The sequence below is a fragment of the Psychromonas sp. CD1 genome, from assembly GCF_002239585.1.
GTDB lineage: Bacteria > Pseudomonadota > Gammaproteobacteria > Enterobacterales > Psychromonadaceae > Psychromonas.
Genome location: NZ_NDFH01000003.1, coordinates 280,242 through 303,706, shown reverse-complemented (window position 1 = coordinate 303,706; position 23,465 = coordinate 280,242). Strand labels below are relative to the sequence as shown.

Annotated in this window: 19 protein-coding genes and 1 pseudogene; 2 read left to right on the top strand and 18 right to left on the bottom strand. The window is 36.4% G+C overall.

The window, feature by feature from the left end:
* Positions 1–24: 24 nt before the first annotated feature.
* From B8W84_RS02790 to B8W84_RS02720, 15 genes and pseudogenes are all read right to left on the bottom strand, one after another.
* Positions 25–723 (bottom strand): TIGR01621 family pseudouridine synthase, encoded by a 699-nt coding sequence (locus tag B8W84_RS02790; RefSeq protein ID WP_094751810.1) that lies wholly within the window; start codon positions 721–723, stop codon positions 25–27.
* A complete protein-coding gene (locus B8W84_RS02785; RefSeq protein WP_094751809.1) occupies positions 713–1,288 on the bottom strand; it encodes a UPF0149 family protein in 576 nt (191 codons plus the stop codon). Before B8W84_RS02785 ends, B8W84_RS02790 begins: the two co-directional genes overlap by 11 nt.
* A gap of 70 nt (positions 1,289–1,358) precedes the next feature.
* Positions 1,359–2,321: a 6-phosphofructokinase gene (pfkA, locus tag B8W84_RS02780; RefSeq protein ID WP_094751808.1), complete on the bottom strand. Its 963-nt coding sequence runs from the start codon at positions 2,319–2,321 to the stop codon at positions 1,359–1,361.
* Between the two features lie 75 nt (positions 2,322–2,396).
* Positions 2,397–3,959 (bottom strand): SulP family inorganic anion transporter, encoded by a 1,563-nt coding sequence (locus tag B8W84_RS02775; RefSeq protein ID WP_094751807.1) that lies wholly within the window; start codon positions 3,957–3,959, stop codon positions 2,397–2,399.
* Between the two features lie 147 nt (positions 3,960–4,106).
* Complete coding sequence (locus B8W84_RS02770; RefSeq protein ID WP_094751806.1) at positions 4,107–5,807, bottom strand: polyamine aminopropyltransferase; 1,701 nt, start codon at positions 5,805–5,807, stop codon at positions 4,107–4,109.
* A 65-nt stretch (positions 5,808–5,872) separates the two neighbouring features.
* Positions 5,873–6,772, bottom strand: coding sequence for a DUF350 domain-containing protein (locus B8W84_RS02765; RefSeq protein WP_094751805.1), 900 nt, complete (start codon positions 6,770–6,772; stop codon positions 5,873–5,875).
* Between the two features lie 9 nt (positions 6,773–6,781).
* On the bottom strand, positions 6,782–7,720 hold the full coding sequence (locus B8W84_RS02760) for a hypothetical protein (protein ID WP_094751804.1): 939 nt from the start codon (positions 7,718–7,720) through the stop codon (positions 6,782–6,784).
* Positions 7,717–8,487, bottom strand: a complete 771-nt coding sequence (gene kdsB / locus B8W84_RS02755) for a 3-deoxy-manno-octulosonate cytidylyltransferase (protein WP_094751803.1) — start codon at positions 8,485–8,487, stop codon at positions 7,717–7,719. The genes B8W84_RS02760 and kdsB overlap by 4 nt, the downstream gene beginning before the upstream one ends.
* Complete coding sequence (locus tag B8W84_RS02750) at positions 8,487–8,669, bottom strand: Trm112 family protein (RefSeq protein WP_180706021.1); 183 nt, start codon at positions 8,667–8,669, stop codon at positions 8,487–8,489. The genes kdsB and B8W84_RS02750 overlap by 1 nt, the downstream gene beginning before the upstream one ends.
* Complete coding sequence (lpxK, locus tag B8W84_RS02745; protein ID WP_094751802.1) at positions 8,666–9,628, bottom strand: tetraacyldisaccharide 4'-kinase; 963 nt, start codon at positions 9,626–9,628, stop codon at positions 8,666–8,668. Before lpxK ends, B8W84_RS02750 begins: the two co-directional genes overlap by 4 nt.
* A complete protein-coding gene (gene msbA, locus B8W84_RS02740) occupies positions 9,628–11,379 on the bottom strand; it encodes a lipid A ABC transporter ATP-binding protein/permease MsbA (RefSeq protein ID WP_094751801.1) in 1,752 nt (583 codons plus the stop codon). The genes lpxK and msbA overlap by 1 nt, the downstream gene beginning before the upstream one ends.
* A gap of 19 nt (positions 11,380–11,398) precedes the next feature.
* A complete protein-coding gene (locus tag B8W84_RS02735) occupies positions 11,399–12,529 on the bottom strand; it encodes a DNA internalization-related competence protein ComEC/Rec2 (protein ID WP_094751800.1) in 1,131 nt (376 codons plus the stop codon).
* A gap of 124 nt (positions 12,530–12,653) precedes the next feature.
* Complete coding sequence (carB, locus tag B8W84_RS02730; RefSeq protein WP_094751799.1) at positions 12,654–15,884, bottom strand: carbamoyl-phosphate synthase large subunit; 3,231 nt, start codon at positions 15,882–15,884, stop codon at positions 12,654–12,656.
* Positions 15,885–15,900: 16 nt separating this feature from the next.
* Positions 15,901–17,052, bottom strand: coding sequence for a glutamine-hydrolyzing carbamoyl-phosphate synthase small subunit (gene carA, locus B8W84_RS02725; protein ID WP_094751798.1), 1,152 nt, complete (start codon positions 17,050–17,052; stop codon positions 15,901–15,903).
* A gap of 78 nt (positions 17,053–17,130) precedes the next feature.
* Positions 17,131–17,334 (bottom strand): annotated as a pseudogene (locus B8W84_RS02720) (carbamoyl-phosphate synthase domain-containing protein); the annotation flags it as partial.
* 363 nt (positions 17,335–17,697) lie between these two features.
* On the opposite strand from B8W84_RS02720, the gene B8W84_RS02715 reads away from it, so the two are divergent.
* Together B8W84_RS02715 and B8W84_RS02710 are read left to right on the top strand one after the other, a co-directional pair.
* The gene (locus tag B8W84_RS02715) at positions 17,698–19,152 is read left to right on the top strand and encodes an aminoacyl-histidine dipeptidase (protein WP_094751797.1); all 1,455 of its coding nucleotides are present in this window, start codon (positions 17,698–17,700) and stop codon (positions 19,150–19,152) included.
* Between the two features lie 276 nt (positions 19,153–19,428).
* Positions 19,429–20,883: an aminoacyl-histidine dipeptidase gene (locus B8W84_RS02710; protein WP_094751796.1), complete on the top strand. Its 1,455-nt coding sequence runs from the start codon at positions 19,429–19,431 to the stop codon at positions 20,881–20,883.
* Between the two features lie 128 nt (positions 20,884–21,011).
* On the opposite strand, the gene B8W84_RS02705 is transcribed toward B8W84_RS02710, so the two are convergent.
* From B8W84_RS02705 to tmk, 3 genes are read right to left on the bottom strand one after another with little or no spacing between them, the layout of a single operon-like run.
* Positions 21,012–21,788, bottom strand: a complete 777-nt coding sequence (locus B8W84_RS02705; protein WP_094751795.1) for a TatD family hydrolase — start codon at positions 21,786–21,788, stop codon at positions 21,012–21,014.
* Complete coding sequence (holB, locus tag B8W84_RS02700; RefSeq protein ID WP_094751794.1) at positions 21,782–22,807, bottom strand: DNA polymerase III subunit delta'; 1,026 nt, start codon at positions 22,805–22,807, stop codon at positions 21,782–21,784. The genes B8W84_RS02705 and holB overlap by 7 nt, the downstream gene beginning before the upstream one ends.
* Complete coding sequence (gene tmk / locus B8W84_RS02695; protein ID WP_094751793.1) at positions 22,808–23,464, bottom strand: dTMP kinase; 657 nt, start codon at positions 23,462–23,464, stop codon at positions 22,808–22,810.
* Position 23,465: the final 1 nt, after the last annotated feature.

Below are 23,465 nucleotides of genomic sequence, written 5' to 3'. Positions count from 1 at the left end.
CACAGATATTTAAATACTGCTGGGCTAACTTTTAGGCCAACATAATGATGCCATATTCCTATTTTTACTTAATATATCAAGGTAACCTTTTTCTCTAAATAAATATCCAGAACAAGGATCAACTTGAAAAAAATAATCTTTATTTAATAACGTAAATTCAATTTGATAAGCATGTAAATAGCCTCTATCATATTGATTTTTTTTATCTCCATAGAGAAGATCGCCGCATATCGCACTGCCTAAACTTTTCAAAGCAACACGTATTTGATGTGTTTTCCCTGTTTTTGGTTTAAGCACAAATAAACGTTTACCTTCGCCCATAGAAAAACTAAAAAATTGAGTGATCGCTAAATTATTTTTATCTGTTGTTAATTTCCACATCGAACGACGTGATTTTTGCATACCCCCTTGGATCATACCTTGCTTTTTTTTAGGTTTTTTATCTGCTATCGCAATATAATATTTTTGTATTTGATGCGTTTTAAACAATGCAGATAATAATCGTGCAATATGAGATGATTTTGCAAGCAATAACAAACCAGAGGTCATTTTATCTAAACGGTGCACACTATAAAGTTTTTTATCGAGCGCTTTTTCAACGGCAACTACTAGGCCTATTTCTCCATTTTCACTATGAAAATTAATGTTTTCTTTTTTATTAATCACTACAAATTCTGCATTTTCATAAACTAAAGTGAAATACTGACTGAAATTATGATTCATGACACTGAGCCCCATAAGTTGTTAATAATTTAGGTAAACAACGCAATATTTCATCATATTTCGGTAACTCCAGAAATAATGATTGTACGGCAAGATCTTCACTAGCCGAATAAGCTAATTTACTTAACAGTAAAAAACACGTTTGCTTTAAATTAGCCGTACTTTCATCGATATCACTATCGCTAACATATGTATTTATATACTCCAAACCCTGTATATAACCTAATGAGAATTGAATCGCACTTGTTTTTAATTGTTTTTTATCATCCATCCATTGCGACATTGTTAATGTTAATGGTAATAATATTTTTTTAGCAAAACACTGCCGAGCTTGCGCAAAAATAGCCAAAACAATTTCTGCAAAATCTGCTGCTAATTGTGTACTCGAAAAAACCGGATCAGATTGATTTTTACACAATAGTTTGAACCATTGTTGTAATTCTATTTCTTGCTTCATTGATGCCATTGCAGTAATAAAAGCAAACATAAAATCTTTATCGACACAAAGCATTTGTATCTCATCACAAGTGTAAAATTGTTCTAATCTTTGATAATTGCTACGCATTTTTTATCTCTATTTTAGATAATAAAAAACCCACCAAAGGCAGGCTTTTTTATTCATTTAAATATTATTTTTAAAAAAGTGAATGTGATAAATCAAATAAATCTTGACGAAAAGGACGTTTCATTTGTTCTAAACATTCAATGATATCATGATGTACCATTTTTCCATTTTGAATACCGACACACCGTGCGCTTTCACCTTGAAGTAATAACTCAACAGAAAAAGCTCCCATACGGCTTGCTAGAATTCTATCAAATGCAGTCGGTGAACCACCACGTTGAATATGGCCAAGTATAGTTGCACGAGTTTCCCGCCCTGTTTGCGCTTCAATACGTTTTGCCAATTTATCAACATCCGTAATATGTTCAGTGATGGCAATAATGGCATGTTTTTTACCTTTCGCTTCACCTAGAGCAATTTGTGCTAATAGCTCATCTTCGTCAAAACCTTTTTCAGGTACAATAACGTATTCACTGCCTCCCGCAATCGCGGCCCAAAGCGTTAAATCTCCACAATAACGTCCCATTATCTCAACAATAGAAATACGATTATGTGATGATGATGTATCACGTAATCTATCCACTGCATCCATAATTGTATTTAGACAAGTCATAAAACCAATTGTATAGTCTGTTCCTGCAATATCGTTATCTATTGTCCCTGGTAGCGCAATACAAGGAAAACCCATCTCACTGATTTTTTTAGCTCCCATATAAGAGCCATCACCACCAATAACAACTAATGCATCAATGCCATGAGCTTCTAAATTTTTCAGTGCTTTGGTACGTACATTAATATCTTTAAATTCAGGAAAACGTGCGCTACCTAAAAAAGTGCCTCCGCGATTAATAATGTCAGAGACACTATGACGCTCTAATTTATTGATTTTATTTGCATATAACCCAGCATAACCATCAGAAATACCAAAAGCTTCAATACCATTAGTTAAACAAGTGCGTACCACTGCTCGAATAGCAGGATTCATTCCGGGTGCATCGCCACCACTTGTTAAAATACCAATTTTCTTAATCATTTTTTACCTCAACCAATAAAAGGAATGGATATATATTATTAAATTTTTTATGTTACTGACAATTTTTATATTTTTTTATGCCAATCTATCCGATGCCACTTTATACGAAGGATCTTCAATGATATTTATCTCCACCAGTACACCAGCTTTGTGTAACAATTTACGGCAATCTTTACTCAGATGACGTATGTGTACTTTTTTTCCTTCTCGTATATAACGGCTCGTCAAAACACTAATAGCTTCAATCGCCGAATGATCAAAAACATGTGACTGAGCAAAATCAACCACTATATGCCGAGGATCGTTTTGTATATCAAATAGCTCTAAAAAATTACTCACAGAGCCAAAAAATAAAGGCCCTCTTACAGAATATACTTTTTCTGTTCCTTCGGAATTTTGAACACTTGACGCATGAATATGACGCGCATGTTCCCAAGCAAAAACCAGAGCAGAAACAATAACACCGATAAAAACAGCGATGGCTAAATCTGTAAATACCGTTACCACACTGACTAATACAATAACAAAAGCATCTTTTTTGGGCACATTACGCATCATTTTAAAAGAGGCCCATTCAAACGTACCTAATACCACAATAAACATCACACCAACTAAAGCGGCTAAAGGCACCATTTCAATTAATGCAGAAGCAAATAAAATAAAAGCGAGTAACACACCCGCCGCAGTGATCCCAGATAAACGTCCACGTCCACCAGAATTAATATTGATCATTGATTGCCCTATCATAGCGCAACCGCCCATACCACCAAAAACACCGTTTAACATATTTGAGGCGCCTTGTGCAATACTCTCTTTATTTGCACGACCACGAGTTCCTGTCATTTCATCAACCACGGTTAACGTTAATAATGATTCAATTAATCCAACGGCGGCTAATATGCATGAATAAGGTAAAATAATATATAACGTTTCCCAAGAAAATGGCACGGATGGTAATGCAAAGACAGGTAAATTCCCCGCAATTGTCGCATTTTCATTTCCCGTCATCGTACGTAAAAAGTCAACGACCGTACGCGTATCAAAAGCCGGCACAAAGTGAACCAGTAATGTAACGACAAGAATAGCAACCAGAGTCGAAGGTACAGCCGTCGTAAATTTAGGTAATAAATAGATAATCGCCATCGTCAACAATACCAAACTGAGCATAATATAAAGCGCATCACCTTGAAGCCACTCTAGCTCACCGATTGAGTTTTTAATTTTAAATTGCCCAAGTTGCGCTAAAAAGATAACAATCGCCAGACCGTTCACAAAACCTATCATTACAGAATGAGGGACCATACGAATGAATTTACCAAATCGGCAAATACCAAATAAAACCTGAAATATCCCGGCAATAAAAACGGCTGCAAAAAGATATTGTACGCCATGCTCAGCAACAAGCGATACCATGACAACCGCCATTGCGCCAGTTGCCCCCGAAATCATTCCTGGTCGCCCCCCAAAAATAGCCGTTACTATACCAACCATAAAAGCTGCGTATAAGCCAACAATAGGGTCTACACCAGCAACAAAAGCAAACGCAACCGCTTCCGGAACCAGTGCTAAAGCGACAGTGATTCCGGATAAAAGGTCATTTTTAACACTATTTTTACTGAATGTTGGAAATTCAAACACGAGTTATAATTCCTTTTAAGCTCTTAATTTATTGGCCAAAAATTATAGCTGACTTTATCAATCATTAATAGATGAACTTAAAAATACATATTAAAAAGCGCAACACAGAAAACAAAGTCTGAATTACGCTTATCTATTTTAAACACTTTAATATGAAAGTTCAGTTTCACGTTCCCAAGCAGTTTGATGATAGAGGTACAATTGATTAGACCCCAAGTAATTAATTTTTACCTTTTGTGTGTTTTTATAAAAGTCTTTATTAAAGACAAAAGAGCTTTGTAATAAACGTGGCGTCAACCATGTCGTCTCCACATCTAGCTTCACTAAATTCTTTAATCGAGAACTGACGGACTTACCTTGCTTTGTGGCTATCGTCCAACCCCATTCGCCAAAGGAGGGTATGTTTTCATGGTATTGTTCCACAAATCTAAAATTAGCCTTTTTAACCGTTTTAGCGATTGAAACAAATGCATTTTTAGCATGGAAAGGTGATGTTGATTGTACAACCATTACTCCATCTGCATTAAGTAAATGGTTGAGACGGTAATAAAAATTAACGCTGTATAGTTTATTTAAATCAGGATGACTGGGATCAGGAAGATCCACAATAATAGTATCAAATATTTTATTTTCTTGTAATAACTTATCTATACCAATAAAGGCATCTTCATGACGCACGTTTACTCGAGGATCATTAAAACTATTTTGTGTTAATCTTTTGATTTTTTTTGTCAAATAAGGCGGTAGTTTATTTTCTGGTGATTTAAATAACGCCACCAAATTCGGGTCAAGATCAACTAACGTAACAGTTTTAGGTTGCCACTTTAATACTTCGCGTAGCGCAAGCCCATCTCCACCACCAATGATCAAAATATTATCATGCTTATTGGATGCTTGCATCGCAGGATGTACTAAAAAATCATGATATATTTTTTCATCTAGACTCGAAAATTGTAAGCGACCATTAATATAAAAGTTATATATCGGCTCTAAACCACCGCCAAGTTTACGCTCAGTAAAGACCAAATTTTGATAAGGAGTCTGCGTTTGATAAACAACTTTATCAAGGTATAACAGATCCTGCATCTGCTTTTGCCACCCCCCTCCAAACTCAAAGACAGCTATCACTAATAATAATAAGGTAAAATTAGCCAATAATATATATTTTATATGCTTCAGATAGCGTCTAAAACGCACTAAAAAAATAAATCCAGCAATAAGATTAAGACTTGCCGTAAGCGCGGCTGCTTGGCTGATTTCAATTTTGAGCATAAATAAAACCCAAATGGCAGCACCCACCCCCGCACCGATATAATCCGCACCATAAATCGTCCCCGTATTATGCGCTAAATGTTGCCCATAAATACGCTCGCGAATACGCGCAATGAGCGGTATCTCCATGCCAATGAGAAAACCTAAAATAAAAGCAAAAACATAAGGGAGTTGGATACTTAACCAACTAATACGCGCTAACCAGCCACCTTGAGGTAATATATCAATAGGAATTTGGTATGTCTCAGAGACCAATTGCGGTAATGTTTGTGTGAAACCAATAATTGAAGCAATAAATAATGTGGCACTGCAACCAATAAAAGCCACTAAAATCTCTAAAATAACGAAGCCTTGAAAGGCATCTTTTACTTTTTTGGCGGCAAAAGCTCCAAATCCCATCGACACAATCATAATACCAATGATGGCATAGATAACAGTTTCAACACTGCCTAAAACACGCGCCGAATAATGCGATAACAGATATTCATAAATAAGACCACAACAAGCCAATGTAGCCATTATCAAAATGAGTAAACAATCATCAATTAATAACTTGATTTTTTTAGTATTTAACATCTATATTCTATTCTCTATAAAAAAGGCGACCAATAAAGATCGCCTTTTTTTCAAATTTAAATTACTTAACTCATTAACGACATCAACAACAATGCAATGGCAAAAGATATAGCCAACTCAATGATAGCAATACCTATGTTTTCTTGAACTTCAACTTCAACACGGCGATCAATGCCCCAAAGCACAATAAATTTTGCAATACTAGTCAGGATAGTTAAACAAATCATTAAAATGATGCTCATCACTGTCCATTGAATAATTCCATTCCATAAGTTAATAAAATCAAAATCAATAAAATAACTTGCTGCAGTTACAGACATAGCCGTTGAAATAAGATAACCCGCATAACGAATAGCTAAGGCTATTTGTCCGGCTTCTAAGCTCGCTTGAAAAGTCACGCCATTATGACGACTAAATTGCCATTCAAAAATACGAGTTATCAAAACCAACATCACTTGGGAGACTATCCAAGCCACTAAAATTGCAATCAACGTTTTAAGATTTAGTCCATCAACCCAAATAAGTGATGCACGTACTACAATCGCAGTAGCAATAACAGACGCCGCATCAACAATAGAGACTGATATATTGCGATTTAAAATCAACGTTTGTTTATTTAAATCCGGCAAAGCAAATTTATCATGAATGAAACGGCCGGCCTTAATCAAAATAAGCGCCATCAATCCATAACAAAACATGCCGATAAACTCAATAGAATAAGACCCTGCAAGCTCGCCCGTAATAGCCCCACTCAAAGCTATCCCCATTGCTGCGACCCCTCCTGCCATACTTATCCCATAAGCAAAGTTATCTTTTTTAGCCAGCTCATCTTTCGTATCAACATGACTTATCAGCCCCATTGTAAAACGAATACCCGCTAATAATATGATGGCCACTACCATATCAATCAACAAATAAATAGCCAGATTACTACTATGCTCTAATGTTAATATTAATTCATTCATATTTAAACCTTATTTACCACGACGAATTCCACGTGAAGTCGTTGACAGACTATTCCTAAAACTACTGGAAGCTTTTGCTTTCGAATAACTTGATTTACCCGAAAAAGATCTGGTTCGCTGAGCGGTTTGACTCGAAGATGACATACTACTTGCTCCCATCCTCGATTTTGCATAAGGACTTTTAAAGCGCCCTTGTCCCGAAAACTGTTTCTGAGTTTTCTTCGCTAAATTATCTTGCTTTTTAACATTATTAGGTGATGTATAACGGTTTCGACCAACATCATTATAGTAACTATAATCACGCCGTGATGACCAACGATCATAGCGAATAGGATTAGGAGCAAGCGCTGAAAACATCGCATACATGCCATACCACTGCCAAAATGACATCCCGCTACTATTTGTTTGCCATTGACCATAACCGGGATTACCCACCAATTGACTACCTGCACCATTATCCTCTGCTTGATTTGCTTGTAAACTTAAGGACTGACTAACGGCATTAACGCGTGCTAATGTGCCCTCTGACATATCGGCTATCACATTGACTGGATCAGAAAGAGCATCGTTAAAAAGATTAGGATCACTTGCTGCCATTAAACTTTCACTTTCGAATAACTGCGCTTCAATATCACCAATGGCCGTAGGTTGCTCTTTTAACGTTTTAAGACGTTGCACAAGTCCTGAATATAATGTTCCTCGCGTAGTCGAATCTTGACTCAATTGGGTTAACAACGATTTTAATTCCGGCCGTTTTTGCGCTAAAATATTTGCATATTCACGTAATAATAGTGCATTTCGGATATGATTATTCTCTAAATCACTGCTTAATACTTGCAATAAATATTCAGAACTTTGAATATTAGTTGATAATCTTTCTTGGCGCCCATCTGTACACGCACCAAGCACAAAGCTTAAGAAAAATATCAATAATAGTTTAATTTTCATTTTTCACCTTGCTGACGTAGATAATTAATAACCTGCTGCAAATCTTCAGCTGTATCGACACCGGCAGGAGGAATAATATCGGCTTCTTGAACATGAATTTTAAATCCATGCCATAACACACGTAACTGTTCAAGTTTTTCTAAGATTTCTAAAGGCGAAATGCTAAGCTCTGCGTACTGTTTTAAAAAAGCCACCCGATAAGCATAGATGCCAATATGACGTTGTAGTGATGGAACAGATAAAATATTTTCTCCGCTACTAAAATTATCTCTGTCCCAAGGTATCGTCGCACGACTAAAATAAAGTGCCATACCTAATTTATCCACAACCACTTTGACTGCATTATGATTAAAAACATCCGCTTTATCACAAATTGGCGCACTTAATGTTGCCACACTTGCTTCTTTATTGTGTTGTAAATTACGTGCAACTTGTTCAATGACACAAGGAGGGATCAACGGCTCATCCCCTTGCACATTAACAATAATATCATCATCTGAAAATTGATAAATAGCACACACTTCAGCAAGCCTATCCGTACCCGAGTGGTGCTCTCTCGACGTCATACACACTTCAACATTAGTAACCTCTTTGAGTGCCTGCACAATACGCTTATCATCTGTTGCAACAATTACCCGTGTGGCTCCACTTTTTAACGCTTGCTCAGCGACGCGGACAATCATACTTTTACCCAAAATATCTGCTAACGGTTTACCCGGTAAACGTGTGGAATGATAGCGCGCGGGGATCACCACAATAAAAGACATTATAATTCCTCATCAGCAGTAATAACACGAGCTTTACTCCGTAGTAACGCTGGGATCCCCTCTATAACAGGAAACGCTAGATGATCAAATTTACAAATCAATTCATGAGTTTCTTTTTTAAAAGAGAGTTTTCCCTTACAGATAGGACATGCAATAATATCTAATAATTTTATATCAATCATTTTAACGCCTTAATTTTTTTTAATAATTGTTTTTCAAAGGGCTGCGGTAACTTTGCAGATATCGGTAAATACCACCAGTTTTTTTGAGCAAATCCCGTACATTTCACAGCATCTTTTTCTGTCATTAGTAGAGGAATATCTGTCTCAAATTGAGCGAAATCTTTTAATTTATAGGAATGATGATCATTGAAATGTTGCACTTGATTAAGCTTAAAGTTCTGCGCTTCTAATGTATCAAAAAAACGCTGTGGATAGCCAATCGCAGCACAAGCATTTATCTCGCCATCAGGAATGAGTTGAGCGTCTCTCCCATCTACAGTTTTACATGCAGATGGCACTAAATACATACTAATTTCACCTTCATGTTCTGCGCCATTATTAATAACAAAATCAACGCTTGCTAAGCGTGACAATGGTTCTCTTAATGGGCCCATAGGGAGAATATGTCGATTACCAAAACGCCGTTTTCCATCTACAATCACAATTTCGATGTCACGTTTTAATGCATAATGTTGTAAGCCATCATCAGTAATAATAATATCAACATCCGTATTACGTTGCAAATAAGTCGCGGCTTGCACACGAGAAGGGTCCACCACAATCGGCAGGCCTAATCGCTTATAAAGCATCAAAGGCTCATCTCCAGATTCAGCCCCTAATGTATCGGGTCCAAGTAGCAAAGGATAATGTGCACTTCGTCCCCCATAACCCCGACTAATAATACCGGGTTTGTAACCCTCTTTGAGCAATAATTCACAAAGCCAAATTACAAAGGGTGTTTTCCCATTACCGCCCACAGAAATATTACCCACGACGATAACTGGCAAAGATATTTGTGTGCTTTTTAAAATATCATGTCGATATAAGACGCGTCTAATATGACTGATAAAGCGTAATAACAACGAAAATGGATATAAAATCCAAAGCCACAGTTTTACAGATTGGTACCAAAAATACATTAAAGTGCACCCGACGACTGTAATGTACTGAGCGTATAATAAATAGATTTTTTATCTAATAATTGTTGATGCGTTCCCGACTCAACAATTTCACCATTATCAATTACTAATATTTTATCTGCTTTTTCGATGGTAGATAATCGATGTGCTATCACAATGGAGGTTCTATTTTTTTGTAAGTTCTCTAACGCGCTTTGAATATGACGCTCAGATTCGGTATCTAATGCAGAGGTTGCTTCATCTAAAATCAAAATAGGGGCATCACGTAATAAAGCGCGAGCAATGGCAATACGTTGACGTTGACCTCCCGATAATAAGGCTCCATTTTCACCCACGATAGTATCTAGTCCATCGGCAAAATCATTAATAAATTCCATCGCATTTGCTGTTTTAGCTGCTTGAATAATATCCTCTCGACTGTATTTATCAACGACAGCATAAGCGATATTATTAGCGATAGTATCATTAAACAGATGCACACTTTGTGAAACAACCGCCACCTGATTACGTAATGATTCTAAGGTGTAATTCTCTATATTGTCAGCATCTATGTATATATTACCGCTATCCACATCATAAAAACGTGTCAGTAAGTTTGCGATTGTCGATTTACCCGATCCCGACCGCCCCACTAACGCAAATGTTTGCCCAGCTTTTAATTTAAAAGAGATCCCTTTTAATGCAGGTTTTTCTGCGCTTGGATAAGTAAAGATGACATTCTTCAGTTCAATATCACCTTTAGCACGCTCCATTACTTTTTTACCTTCATCTTTAGCTTGCGTTGTATCTAATAGAGTAAATAAACTACGACTGGCGGCAATCCCACGTTGAATTTCATTATTAACTTGGGTTATATTTTTTATCGGTTTCATTAATCCCAACATTGCGCTAATGATCACCACAAATTTACCCGCAGACAACGAGTTCATAATCTCAGGATAGGTGGCTAAAAAAAGCACGAAAGCTAATGCAAAAGAAGCTATAGTTTGAATAACAGGAACACTAATGGCGTTTGCACTTACCATTTTCATGTTTTGTTGACGTACAATATTACTCACTTTTTCAAACTTAACCGCTTCAACCTTTTGCCCACCAAACATCAACACTTCTTTATGGCCTTTTAGCATCTGCTCTGAAGAAGTAGTGATTAAGCCCATCGCATCTTGAATACCACGACCAATTTTACGAAACCGTTTACTTACAATAGTAATGGCGATTCCAACAACAGGAGCAATTACAAAAAAAACTAACGATAATTGCCAACTTTGATAAAACATCATAACGATAAGACCGATTAATAAAGCGCCTTCTCGGAAAATTTTAACCAATGCATTACTGGCAGCATTAGACACTTGATTCGCATCATAAGTAATTTTAGAGATCAAATCGCCGGTATTCGTTTTATCAAAAAAACTTATGGGTAATGCCATTAATTGATTAAATAATTGACGTTGTAATGTCATCACCACATTATTACCGACCCACGCCATACAATAAGAACTTATAAAAGCAAAAATACCACGAAAAGCAATGATAATGACCACAAAATAAGGCATCCATTTTAAAATACTAGGATTTTGACCTGTAAATCCATTATCTAATAAGGGTTGCAATGACCAAATAAGAGCGGTGTCCACCGCTGCATAGCCTACCATTCCTATGATTGCGACAAAAAGTGCTAATTTAAAACTTGTTACGTAACTCATCAGACGTTTAATGACTGGCCAACCACTATCTAAATTATTATCCATGCAGACACCAAAAAATTTATTATAGAAAAAAAGAACGATGATACCAATAAGCGGCAAGATCTTCTCTAATTGTTTGCAATTTAATACCATGACTATCAATTTTAAAGCGAATAAATCCACTTGTACCACTACTAACCCTAATAACTGACTGTTTTTTATAACGTTCAACGACCTCTTGTACAGGAAATCCCCAACGATTCATTGCGCTGACACTAAAAACTACCCATTTAGGTTTAACCACAGATATCCATAATTTACTTGATGAATATTTACTTCCATGATGTGGTGCAATTAATATCTGGCTTGCTAATTGCGAAGAAAATTGTGAAACAATCAGTGCTTCTTGTTTTTTATTAATATCTCCACTGAGTAAAACTGCGTGCTGTCCATCGGATATCCGTAAAACACAGGAATTGTTATTACTATTTTTAAGACGTTTAAAAGGCGATAAGACGGTGACGCTTAGTTTCCCCAGAGCCCACCGTTCCCCAACATCACAAAATGAACTATTGGCAAGTACTTGCTTACGTAATGGCTCCCCTAATTTTATACGTCTGGGATGCATCGCCTTTTCTATCAAACTCGCCCCACCAGCATGATCATTATCACTATGGCTTATCACTAAATACTCCAACGAAGCAATTCCAATATAACGTAAATAAGGTAATATTTCACTTTGCGCCATGCTAAACCCTGATGCATAGCGCGCACCTGTATCATATAAAAGACTTTGATCTTGGGTTCTTACTAACACTGATAATCCTTGCCCTACATCTATGACATCAACATACCAAGTCTGTTCATCTTCTTTTTCCTGCACATAATAAGAAGTAATCATTATCAAGAAACTGCATACAATAAAACGATATGTCATGTACTTCCGTCCATGCCATGTTATGAGCCATGCGATAAGAAAAAACGTGAAAACTTGTAAAATAATAAGTGCTTGTTGATGCGAAAAATATATATAGCAAGCGGGCATACTTTTTAAAAACATAAAAAAATAAGTTAATAATGTATCAATGCCATGCACTAATATACTTGCAATAGGCATAAAAATTAAACTACACAATAACGCGATTAATATAAGAGGGATATTAAATTCAAATAATGGACCAAAAATGGTCAACAAAATAAGACGCATAACCATGAGTGACTATTGTGCTATCGCAGTTTTTTTGCATGAATGGAAAAATTCCAGACAACGGATAATTTAGACATAAAAAAACCTGCAACACACGCAGGTTTTAACACTTAATTAATAAAAAAACAAATTAATTGAGTAATCGTTTATGTAGTTCTTGCACAGAAATAACCGTTGAACTTTCAGCTGTCGGATCATAATCATGCGCTAAACAAGTCGCCATTGCACCTTTTAAAGTGGTCGTATAATCTACCTGATAACGTAAAGCTGCACGACGTAATTGACGTGAATCCTCAATCGCAAGACGCCCTTCTGTCGTATTGACCAAATAGGTATATTCGCCATTTTTAATGTGATCTAGGATATGCGGACGCCCTTCATGCACTTTATTCACTAAACGAGCATTAATACCAGCCTCTTGTAATACAATCATAGTGCCATGCGTTGCATCAAGACAATAGCCTAATTCTATGAGTTTCTTTGCAAGTTTTGCCACTCTATTTTTATCACTATTACGTACGGATAATAGTGCTCTACCTATACGTGGCAATGCTTTTTTAGAAGCTAACTCAGCTTTAGAATAAGCTTCACTAAATGTGTCACCCACCCCCATAACTTCACCCGTTGAATGCATTTCAGGACCTAATATCGGATCGGATCCTGGAAATTTATTAAAAGGTAAAACCACTTCTTTTACTGAATAATACGCAGGGATAACTTCTTTAAAAACACCTAACTCCCGCAAACTTTTACCCGTCATGACACGCGCCGCTATTTTAGCTATCGGAACCCCCGTTGCTTTAGAAACAAAAGGCACGGTCCGAGCTGCACGAGGATTAACTTCAATCATATAGATTTCATTATCTTTGACAGCAAGTTGCGTATTCATTAAACCAATAACACCCAACTCTAACGCTAAAGCCTTAATGTTAGCACGCATTTTATCTTGAATCTCTTGACTTAGAGTATATGCCGGTAAGGAACATGCAGAATCACCCGAATGAACACCTGCTTGTTCAATATGCTCCATTATCCCACCAATGACAACATCTGTGCCATCACAAATCGCATCAATATCCACTTCAATCGCGTCATCTAAAAAACGGTCTAATAAAATAGGTGATTGATTAGATGGACTGACAACCTCTGAGAAATAACGAGTTAAATCAACATCATCATAAACAATCTCCATCGCACGTCCGCCTAAAACATAAGATGGACGTACTACCAACGGATAACCTATACGCTGTGCAACAGAAATTGCTTCTTTAATCGAAAGAACCGTATCATTATCAGGCTGCTTTATGCCTAAACGTTGTACTATTTTTTTAAACCGTTCTCGATCTTCAGCACAATCAATAGCATCTGGTGATGTCCCAATGATAGGAACACCTTGCGCTTCGAGTTCACGCGCAAGCTTAAGAGGTGTTTGTCCTCCATATTGAACAATTACGCCGAGTGGTTTTTCAATCCGTACAATTTCGAGGACATCTTCTAAGGTAATTGACTCAAAATATAAACGATCCGATATATCATAATCAGTAGACACTGTTTCAGGATTACAATTGACCATGATGGTTTCAAAACCATCTTCACGTAATGCCATCGCAGCATGCACACAACAGTAATCAAATTCAATACCTTGCCCAATACGATTCGGTCCACCACCTAAAATCATGATTTTCTTGTTATTTGTCGGCTTCGCTTCACATTCTTCATCATAGGTTGAATACATATAAGCAGTGTCAGATGAAAATTCAGCAGCACAAGTATCCACACGCTTATAAACAGGGTGTAAATTAAAAGATTCTCTTAATTGACGAATATCAGCTTCATTAACGCTTAAAATAGTAGCTAAACGACTGTCAGAAAACCCCTTACGTTTTAATGCTCTCAGGTAGGTTTTATCCAGTGCTTTTATGCCTTTTTCCAATACTTTTTGTTCTTCTAAAATAAGATCTTCAATCTGCATTAAGAACCATTTATCGATCATTGTTAAACGATAAATATCCTCAACGCTCATGCCCAAACGGAATGCATCGCCAATATACCAAATACGCTCCGCGCCCGCTTCACGTAATTCATAAATCACTTTTTCTTGTGCACAAGGATCATTTAAATCAACAATAGGCGTGAAACCATCCGCACCAACTTCTAAACCACGTAATGCTTTTTGTAGTGATTCTTGTAGGTTACGTCCAATAGACATTACCTCACCCACTGATTTCATTTGCGTACTTAAACGATCATTCGCATTAGCAAATTTTTCAAAATTAAAACGCGGTATTTTTGTCACTACATAATCAATCGTAGGCTCAAATGAGGCTGGCGTTTTGCCTCCCGTAATATCATTTTGTAATTCATCAAGGGTATAACCAATTGCTAATTTAGCGGCTATTTTAGCGATTGGAAATCCAGTCGCTTTCGACGCTAAGGCTGATGACCTTGATACACGAGGGTTCATCTCAATTAAAACCATACGTCCATCTTCAGGATTAATACCAAACTGTACGTTTGAGCCACCCGTTTCAACACCAATTTCGCGTAAAACAGCCAAAGAGGCATTACGCATTATTTGATATTCTTTATCAGTTAATGTTTGTGCGGGAGCAACCGTTATTGAATCGCCAGTATGAATACCCATAGGATCGATATTTTCGATACAGCACACAATGATACAATTATCATTTTTATCGCGTACCACTTCCATCTCATATTCTTTCCAACCAATTAATGACTCATCGATAAGTAATTCATGTGTAGGAGAAAGAGATAGTCCATTACTACAAATATCTTCAAACTCTTCTTTATTATAAGCAATGCCCCCTCCCGTACCGCCCATGGTAAAAGAAGGTCGAATAATACAAGGAAATCCGACCATATCTAAAACACCATAAGCTTCGTCCATATTATGCGCGATACCTGCACGTGGACACTCTAGACCAATTTTTTTCATCGCAGCATCAAAACGGCTCCGATCTTCTGCTTTATCAATAGCATCTGCCGTTGCACCGATCATTTCTACATTATATTTTTTCAATACACCTTTTTGTTCAAGCTCTAAGGCACAGTTTAAAGCCGTTTGCCCGCCCATCGTCGGTAAAATAGCGCAAGGTCGCTCTTTGGCAATAATTTTCTCGATCACTTTCCAATGAATAGGCTCAATATAGGTTGCATCTGCAAGTTCGGGATCCGTCATGATCGTTGCTGGATTAGAATTAACTAAAATAACCCGATAACCCTCTTCTTTTAACGCTTTACACGCTTGAGCACCAGAATAATCAAATTCGCAAGCTTGACCTATGATAATGGGGCCTGCGCCGATAATTAAAACACTTTTTAAATCATTACGTTTTGGCATAGCTATTTGTACCCTTTTATTGGAATTTTTTATTGTTGTTTTTATATTGTTTGATTAGGCTAATAAAATGATCAAATAACGGCGCAGCATCATTAGGACCTGGGCTGGCTTCGGGATGACCTTGAAAACCAAAAGCGGGTTTATCGGTACGCATTATTCCCTGTAAGGAGCCATCAAATAAAGAAACATGTGTGGCACGCATATTTTCTGGCAAGCTTTTTCCATCTACCGCAAAACCATGATTTTGACTGGTGATCATCACTTTTTTGGTGTTTAAGTCTTGTACAGGATGATTCGCCCCATGATGTCCAAATTTCATTTTAACCGTTTTTGCACCACTCGCTAATGCGAGTAATTGATGCCCCAAACAAATTCCAAAAACAGGGATATTTGTTTCTAATATTTCAGATATAGCACGGATAGCATAATCACAAGGCGCAGGATCTCCAGGTCCATTTGATAAAAACACACCATCAGGCTTTAACGCTAAAACCGCACTGGCAGATGTTTTCGCGGGTACCACTGTAACTCTACAATCTCTATCCACTAACATGCGTAAAATATTACGTTTAATACCGTAATCAAAAGCAACAACATGATAAGAACTTTCTTTGGTATCGTTAGGTAAACCTTGTGTTAATGTCCAGCTTCCTTGGCGCCATTGATAATTTTGTTTAGTACTAACGTGTTGCGCAAGATCCATCCCTTTAAGACCTGGGAACTGCTGTGCTTTTATTAATGCATCCTCGATATCGATGTTACTTCCAGCAACAATACATCCGGACAAAGCCCCTTTAGAGGCTAATATACGAGTAAGTTTTCGGGTGTCTATTTCCGCAATACCAATAATATTATGCTTTTTAAGATAAGTACTTAAACACATTTTGCTCCGAAAATTACTGACGACTAAAGGTAAATTTCGAATGACTAATCCACAAGCATGAATAGCCTCAGATTCTTGATCTTCATCGTTGATACCTGTATTACCAACATGAGGGTAAGTTAATGTTACAATTTGGCGAGAATAAGAAGGATCAGTAAGAATTTCCTGATAACCTGTCATCGAAGTATTAAAAACAACTTCTCCAACCGAATATCCAGTAGCGCCAATAGCCACGCCTTTAAAAATAGTCCCATCTTCTAATATCAAAACAGCCGAATGACTCAAGATAACCTCCGTAAATAGATTTAAACATTTCAACTAACATTGAAACTGTTTAAAAAGCAAACAACAAAAATAAAGTTTACCTGTATTACCAACATGAGGGTAAGTTAATGTTACAATTTGGCGAGAATAAGAAGGATCAGTAAGAATTTCCTGATAACCTGTCATCGAAGTATTAAAAACAACTTCTCCAACTGAATATCCAGTAGCGCCAATAGCCACGCCTTTAAAAATAGTCCCATCTTCTAATATCAAAACAGCCGAATGACTCAAGATAACCTCCATAAATAGATTTAAACATTTCAACTAACATTGAAACTGTTTAAAAAGCAAACAACAAAAATAAAGTTTACAGTGCTTAGCGGAAGAATCCCCCCCCGCCAAACATCATAAATTTTGGCAAATTCGCGACAGTTTATAGATCTTCTTCACAATTACCTAACATTATTTTGCTTTTTGTTAATATATTTAATGGAGAAAAATTATTTTTTTATAATATTCTCCCAATTAAGGATAGCTAAAATACGCATACTCTCTTTTATTAAAGAATAAATACGATATAAATCGTTTCTGAGATCCTAAATTAACACCCTAACCATCTCTTTGATATGATGAAACTTCATCCTTTCTTTATATAAGGTTTTTATAATGCAACGTTTACAAACAACATTAGCTGCCGACATTTGGTCTTATTTTTCAATCATTTGCTCTATTCCTCATCCTTCTCGACATGAAAAAAAATTAAAAGTATGGATCATAGACTGGGCTAAAAAATTAAATATTGACTGTAGCGAAGATGAAGTGGGTAATTTAATTTTAAAAAAACCTGCAAGTATGGGATATGAAAATAGAACCCCCGTAATATTACAAGCACATTTAGATATGGTACCTCAAAAAAACACACATATAGATCATGATTTTTTAGTCGATGCCATTCAGCCATTCATAAAAGGTGACTGGTTACATGCAGATAACACAACATTAGGTGCTGATAACGGTATTGGATTAGCTTCTTGTTTAGCAGTATTAGCCCATAATTCATTACAACATGGCCCCTTAGAAATATTACTCACTGTAGATGAAGAAACCAGTATGGCAGGCGCTTTTGGTTTAAAAGAAGGAATATTACAAGGGACAATTCTACTCAATACGGACTCTGAACAAGAAGGTGAATTATATGTTGGCTGTGCAGGTGGGGTTAATGTGAATGTCAGCTTAGCTTACACCACGCATCATACTGACACAAAAGCACTGGCTTTTAATATCCAAATTGAAGGACTCAAGGGAGGACACTCTGGTTGTGACATTCACCTTAAACGTGCCAATGCAATCAAAGTGTTAGCAAATATACTCAATGATTTAAATAATATATCTTGGCAACTTTCAACATTAGAAGGTGGTAGTCTGTGCAATGCAATTGCCCGCGACGCTCATGCTATTATTATTTGTCATCCAGATGATAAAGCCTATTTAGAACAATATATTCAAAATACTCAACTAGAATTGATAAAACAATTCAAACATAGCGAAAGCAATATCAATATTACAATGACAAGTGTTGCATTACCTCAACTAGCACTAGAAGCTACAAGTAAAAAAAATATCTTAGATGCGATTGTCTTTTGTCGCGATGGCATCTTTAGTATGGATAAAAATTTCACGGACGTTGTTCAGACTTCAAGTAATTTCGGAGTCTTAAAACAACATAATCAGCAACAATATTTTGAAATTGAAGTATCCATTAGATCTCAAGTTGAAAGCGAAAAACAAAAACTCGCCGACATCATTTTAATGCATTTCCAAAAACTCGATGCGAATGCCTGTAAAGATGAATATTATCCTGGTTGGACCCCTAATGTAGATTCTGATATCTATCGCTTAATGAAAGCACAATACATTAAACTTTTTAATGTAGAGCCCAAGATAAAAATCATTCATGCAGGTCTAGAATGCGGGTTATTTAGTGAAAAATATCCAAAATTAGATATGATATCTTTCGGGCCAACCATCAAATTTCCACACAGTCCCGATGAAAAAGTAAATATTGCCAGTGTCGATAAATATTGGCAATTACTTGTAAGTACGCTTGAAGCGATTGAATAATAAAAACACAGCACACACAATCTATTACATGGTGTAATATAGCCATTTAATAAAAATACCAATGGACTATTTTAACAAATTTGTCCACAATCAATCTATTTAAAGGGTATTAAAATCAACATTCATATACTACTTAAGAAGATAAACTAATATCTACTGAAAGAGGTTAACCCTCAATAACCAACCTCTTTCAGAGTATGTATCTGAATATTAATTTCTGAATGGTGTCGACGTAACCGAAACGATACCATTGCAGTTTTATCAAAGGGTTCTTTTATGCAAACATTACAATCTAGAAACGCATCTGAAATTTGGTCTTATTTTTCCAGTATCTGTGCCATTCCGCATCCATCCAAACATGAAGAGAAATTAAAACAGTGGATAATCAATTGGGCAAAAAAAAGAGATATTAATTGTGTCGAAGATGAAGTCGGTAATTTGATTTTAAAGAAATCAGCAAGTATAGGATCTGAACATAAAACACCAGTTATCTTACAAGCACATTTAGATATGGTTCCTCAAAAAAACAATCTAACCCAACATGATTTTTTAATTGATCCTATCCAACCAATTATTAAAGGTGAATGGCTACATGCGAATAACACAACATTAGGTGCTGATAACGGCATTGGCATGGCATCATGTTTAGCGATTTTAGCGGATAACACATTGGAGCATGGCCCTTTAGAAATATTATTAACAACCGATGAAGAAACCGGTATGACAGGTGCTTTCGGTTTGAAAAAGGATGCGCTACAAGGCACTATTTTAATTAATACTGATTCTGAACAAGAAGGTGAATTATATGTCGGCTGTGCTGGCGGTATTAATGTAAATGTTAATATTAACTATGAAAAAATGGAAGCAGAGCCTTCACATAATGCTTATGAAATATTATTAACCGGCTTAAAAGGTGGTCACTCTGGTTGTGATATTAATTTAGGCAGAGCCAATGCAATAAAAGAGCTTATTTCAGTACTCAATAATTTAGAAAGTATCCCCTTTCATTTAGCATCACTACAAGGTGGCAGTTTACGTAATGCTATTCCTCGAGAAGCTAGTGCGATTATAGTTTGTGATAAAATTCACCAAAATAGTATAGAAACACTCATCGGCACATTGAATCAACAATTACTTAAGAAATATAAAAATATTGAAGATAGTCTATTACTGCAAATCACGAGCAGATCGTTACCCTGCGCAATCTTAACCAACACAAGCCAGAAAAACTTATTAGACTGCTTACTTAAATGTGAAAATGGTATTGTTTCTATGGACAATAATTTTTCTAACGTTGTGCAATCTTCGAGTAACCTCGGCGTGTTAGTACAAAATAGAAAAAGTCTTCGTTTTGAGATACAAGTATTAGTTCGCTCCCAAATTGAAGAAGAAAAACAACAAATAGCAGAGCGGATAAGCCAACATTTTCAAGCTCATTTGGGGACTGTACGTAAAGATGGTAATTACCCAGGATGGAAACCCAATATAGATTCAAAAATATACAAAATCATGGAAGAAAAGTATATTGAACTTTTTGAAACAAAACCCAAAACGATGGTTATTCATGCTGGACTGGAATGTGGCCTATTTAGTAAAAAATATCCTCATCTAGATATGATATCTTTTGGACCAACCATAAAATATCCACATAGCCCTGATGAAAAAGTCCATATTGGCAGTGTTGATAAATATTGGAAATTATTAACCGAAACACTCAAAGCGATTGCTTAGTCCAAAATAACACAGCTGTTTTAGTCGTCACATCACTTTGATGAGGCGACTAAAACAGTATCTACTCTACAGCTGTTTTAGTCGTCACATCACTTTGATGAGCCGACTAAAACAGTATCTACTCTCAATTATTTCTGCGCGCCTTTAAACAAACAAAAAAAGTTTTCCGTCGTGACCCTTGCTAATTCCTCAAGTGATATGTGTTTCAAGTTAGCAACAAACTGCGCGACATCACGCGTGTAAGCCGGCTCATTCTGTTTACCTCTATGTGGCACAGGTGCCAAATAAGGAGAGTCAGTTTCCACTAATAATCTATTGAGTGGAACAGCACGTATAACATCTTGTAATACCTTTGCATTTTTAAACGTTACAATACCTGAAACCGAAATATAAAAACCCATCTTAATCGCCTCTTCGGCCATGAGTAATGACTCGGTAAAACAATGTAGAACCCCTCCCACTTGCTCGGCGCCCTCTTCTTTTAAAATAGATAAGGTTTCTTGTCTTGCATCTCTAGTATGAATAATTAAAGGTTTATTTAACTTAATTGCTACCCTTATTTGCTTACGGAACGCATCGATTTGCCACTTTTTTGTTTCAGGAGAATAAAAAAAATCTAAGCCTGTTTCACCTATAGCAACCACCTTTTTCGCACTTGCATAACGCAATAAAAGTGCTTCATCCAGCATTTCTCCCGGATATAGGGGATGTACTCCACAGGAGCTAAAAACATTATGCTGACCTTGGATTAATTTTTCCATATTCGGATAATCTTGTAATGTCACACATACACTCAAAAAATAAACCACGCCTTGTGCTTTTGCTTTTTCAAGTACCTCACTTAAATTTTTATGTTGATGGGTGTAATCTAAGCGATCTAAATGGCAGTGTGAATCGACTAACATGCTCTATTTCCTTTAAATTCATTTTTTATTTCAATTAATAATGAGGAGATCAATAACTCACTCTTTAATGCCTTTTGCTCCCGCAATAAACTTCTTGTTTTCAATAATTTACGGCATAAGTAACGCAAACTACTTGCGCTTATGTGTGTACACCAAATATCAAATTGTGGTCGAGCAAAAGCATAAATTGCATCTTCGTAACAACCTTTAGAATTTAATTTTAATTTTTGCAATTCATGTAAAATGAAAAATAAAAGCTGTAAGCGCATGCTTGGCTCTTTACTAATAAAAGCACTGAAATCAAAAAGAGATGATGGATTTCCCAGCATATTAAAAAGCCCTTCTACACAATCTCGGCGCTCATCGCTCAGCAGTCCAGATTGTAAAGCTTGTAAAGCTTGTAAATAAGTTAATAAACTAAGCGGACAATTTTGAAATTGACGTAACACACCAAGATCGCTCACCTGCACATTTTGCTCATCCAACCAATGTAATAGTTGCTGATCATCTGGTGTATGAATCTGTTGGTGTAAAACTCGACTTAATAATGTAGGCATTAATTGATGATGTGTGTCCGCTAATAAAATTATATAACTATTGCCTTGAGGCTCTTCTAATGTTTTTAATAATGCATTCGCAGCAGCCTTACTTAATAACGAAGTGTCTTTAATAAGCACCACTTTATTATCACCTAAATGGGGACGCTCATTTAGCATATTAATCACAGCACGGACTTCATCAATACCGATTGCTTTCTTATTTTCACTTTTTAATATGTGGAAGTCTAAATGATTACCCACACTAAATAACTGACAAGCATGACAGTGTCCACAGGCACCTATATATTGCTTATTTGAGCATAAAAGATAAGCTGCACATTGTGATGCTAATTTAAATTTCCCCAAGCCTTCATTGCCCGTAAATAACAATGCATGTGCTAAACGACCTTGCTGATAGGTTTTTAATAACTTTTCAAATATAGGACTAAGCCACGGGGTCAAAACCTCTTTATTTTGCATTTATGTTAAACTCGCTACCCAACATTCTAATTTTTTAAACATTGCTTTTTCTACCTGCTCTGGCGTTTGCGCAGCATCGATACTAACCGCATTAGGATCTTGTTTTACTAAACTTAAGAAAACCTCTCGTGTCCGTTCAAAAAAATCAAGCGCAAGCCTTTCGATTCTATCTAACTCACCTCTTCCGCGTGCGCGTTGCAAACCTAAGCTTGGTTCAATATCTAAATAAATAGTAAAATCCGCCTTAAAATCGCCTAATGATAACTGTTTCAATGAATGAATAAAATGCATATCTAAGCCCCGCCCCCCTCCTTGATAAGCAAGTGAAGAATAATTATGTCTATCACCAATCACAATGTTGCCTTGTGCTAAAGCGGGTTTGATCACTGTTTCAACCAATTGCACTCGTGATGCATACATCAATAATAATTCGGCTTTATCATCGAGACTTTCATCTTCAATATCCATTTTAATAATGTCACGCATATACTCGCCCAGTTTTGTACCTCCTGGCTCACGGGTATAAGTTATTTTATGCGCAGGGATCCCTTGCGACGCTAACCATTTACCAACATATTGCATCGCTGTCGTTTTACCCGCTCCCTCTAATCCTTCTATCACGATAAATTTATTGGCTAATTTTTTTTTGGTCGACATG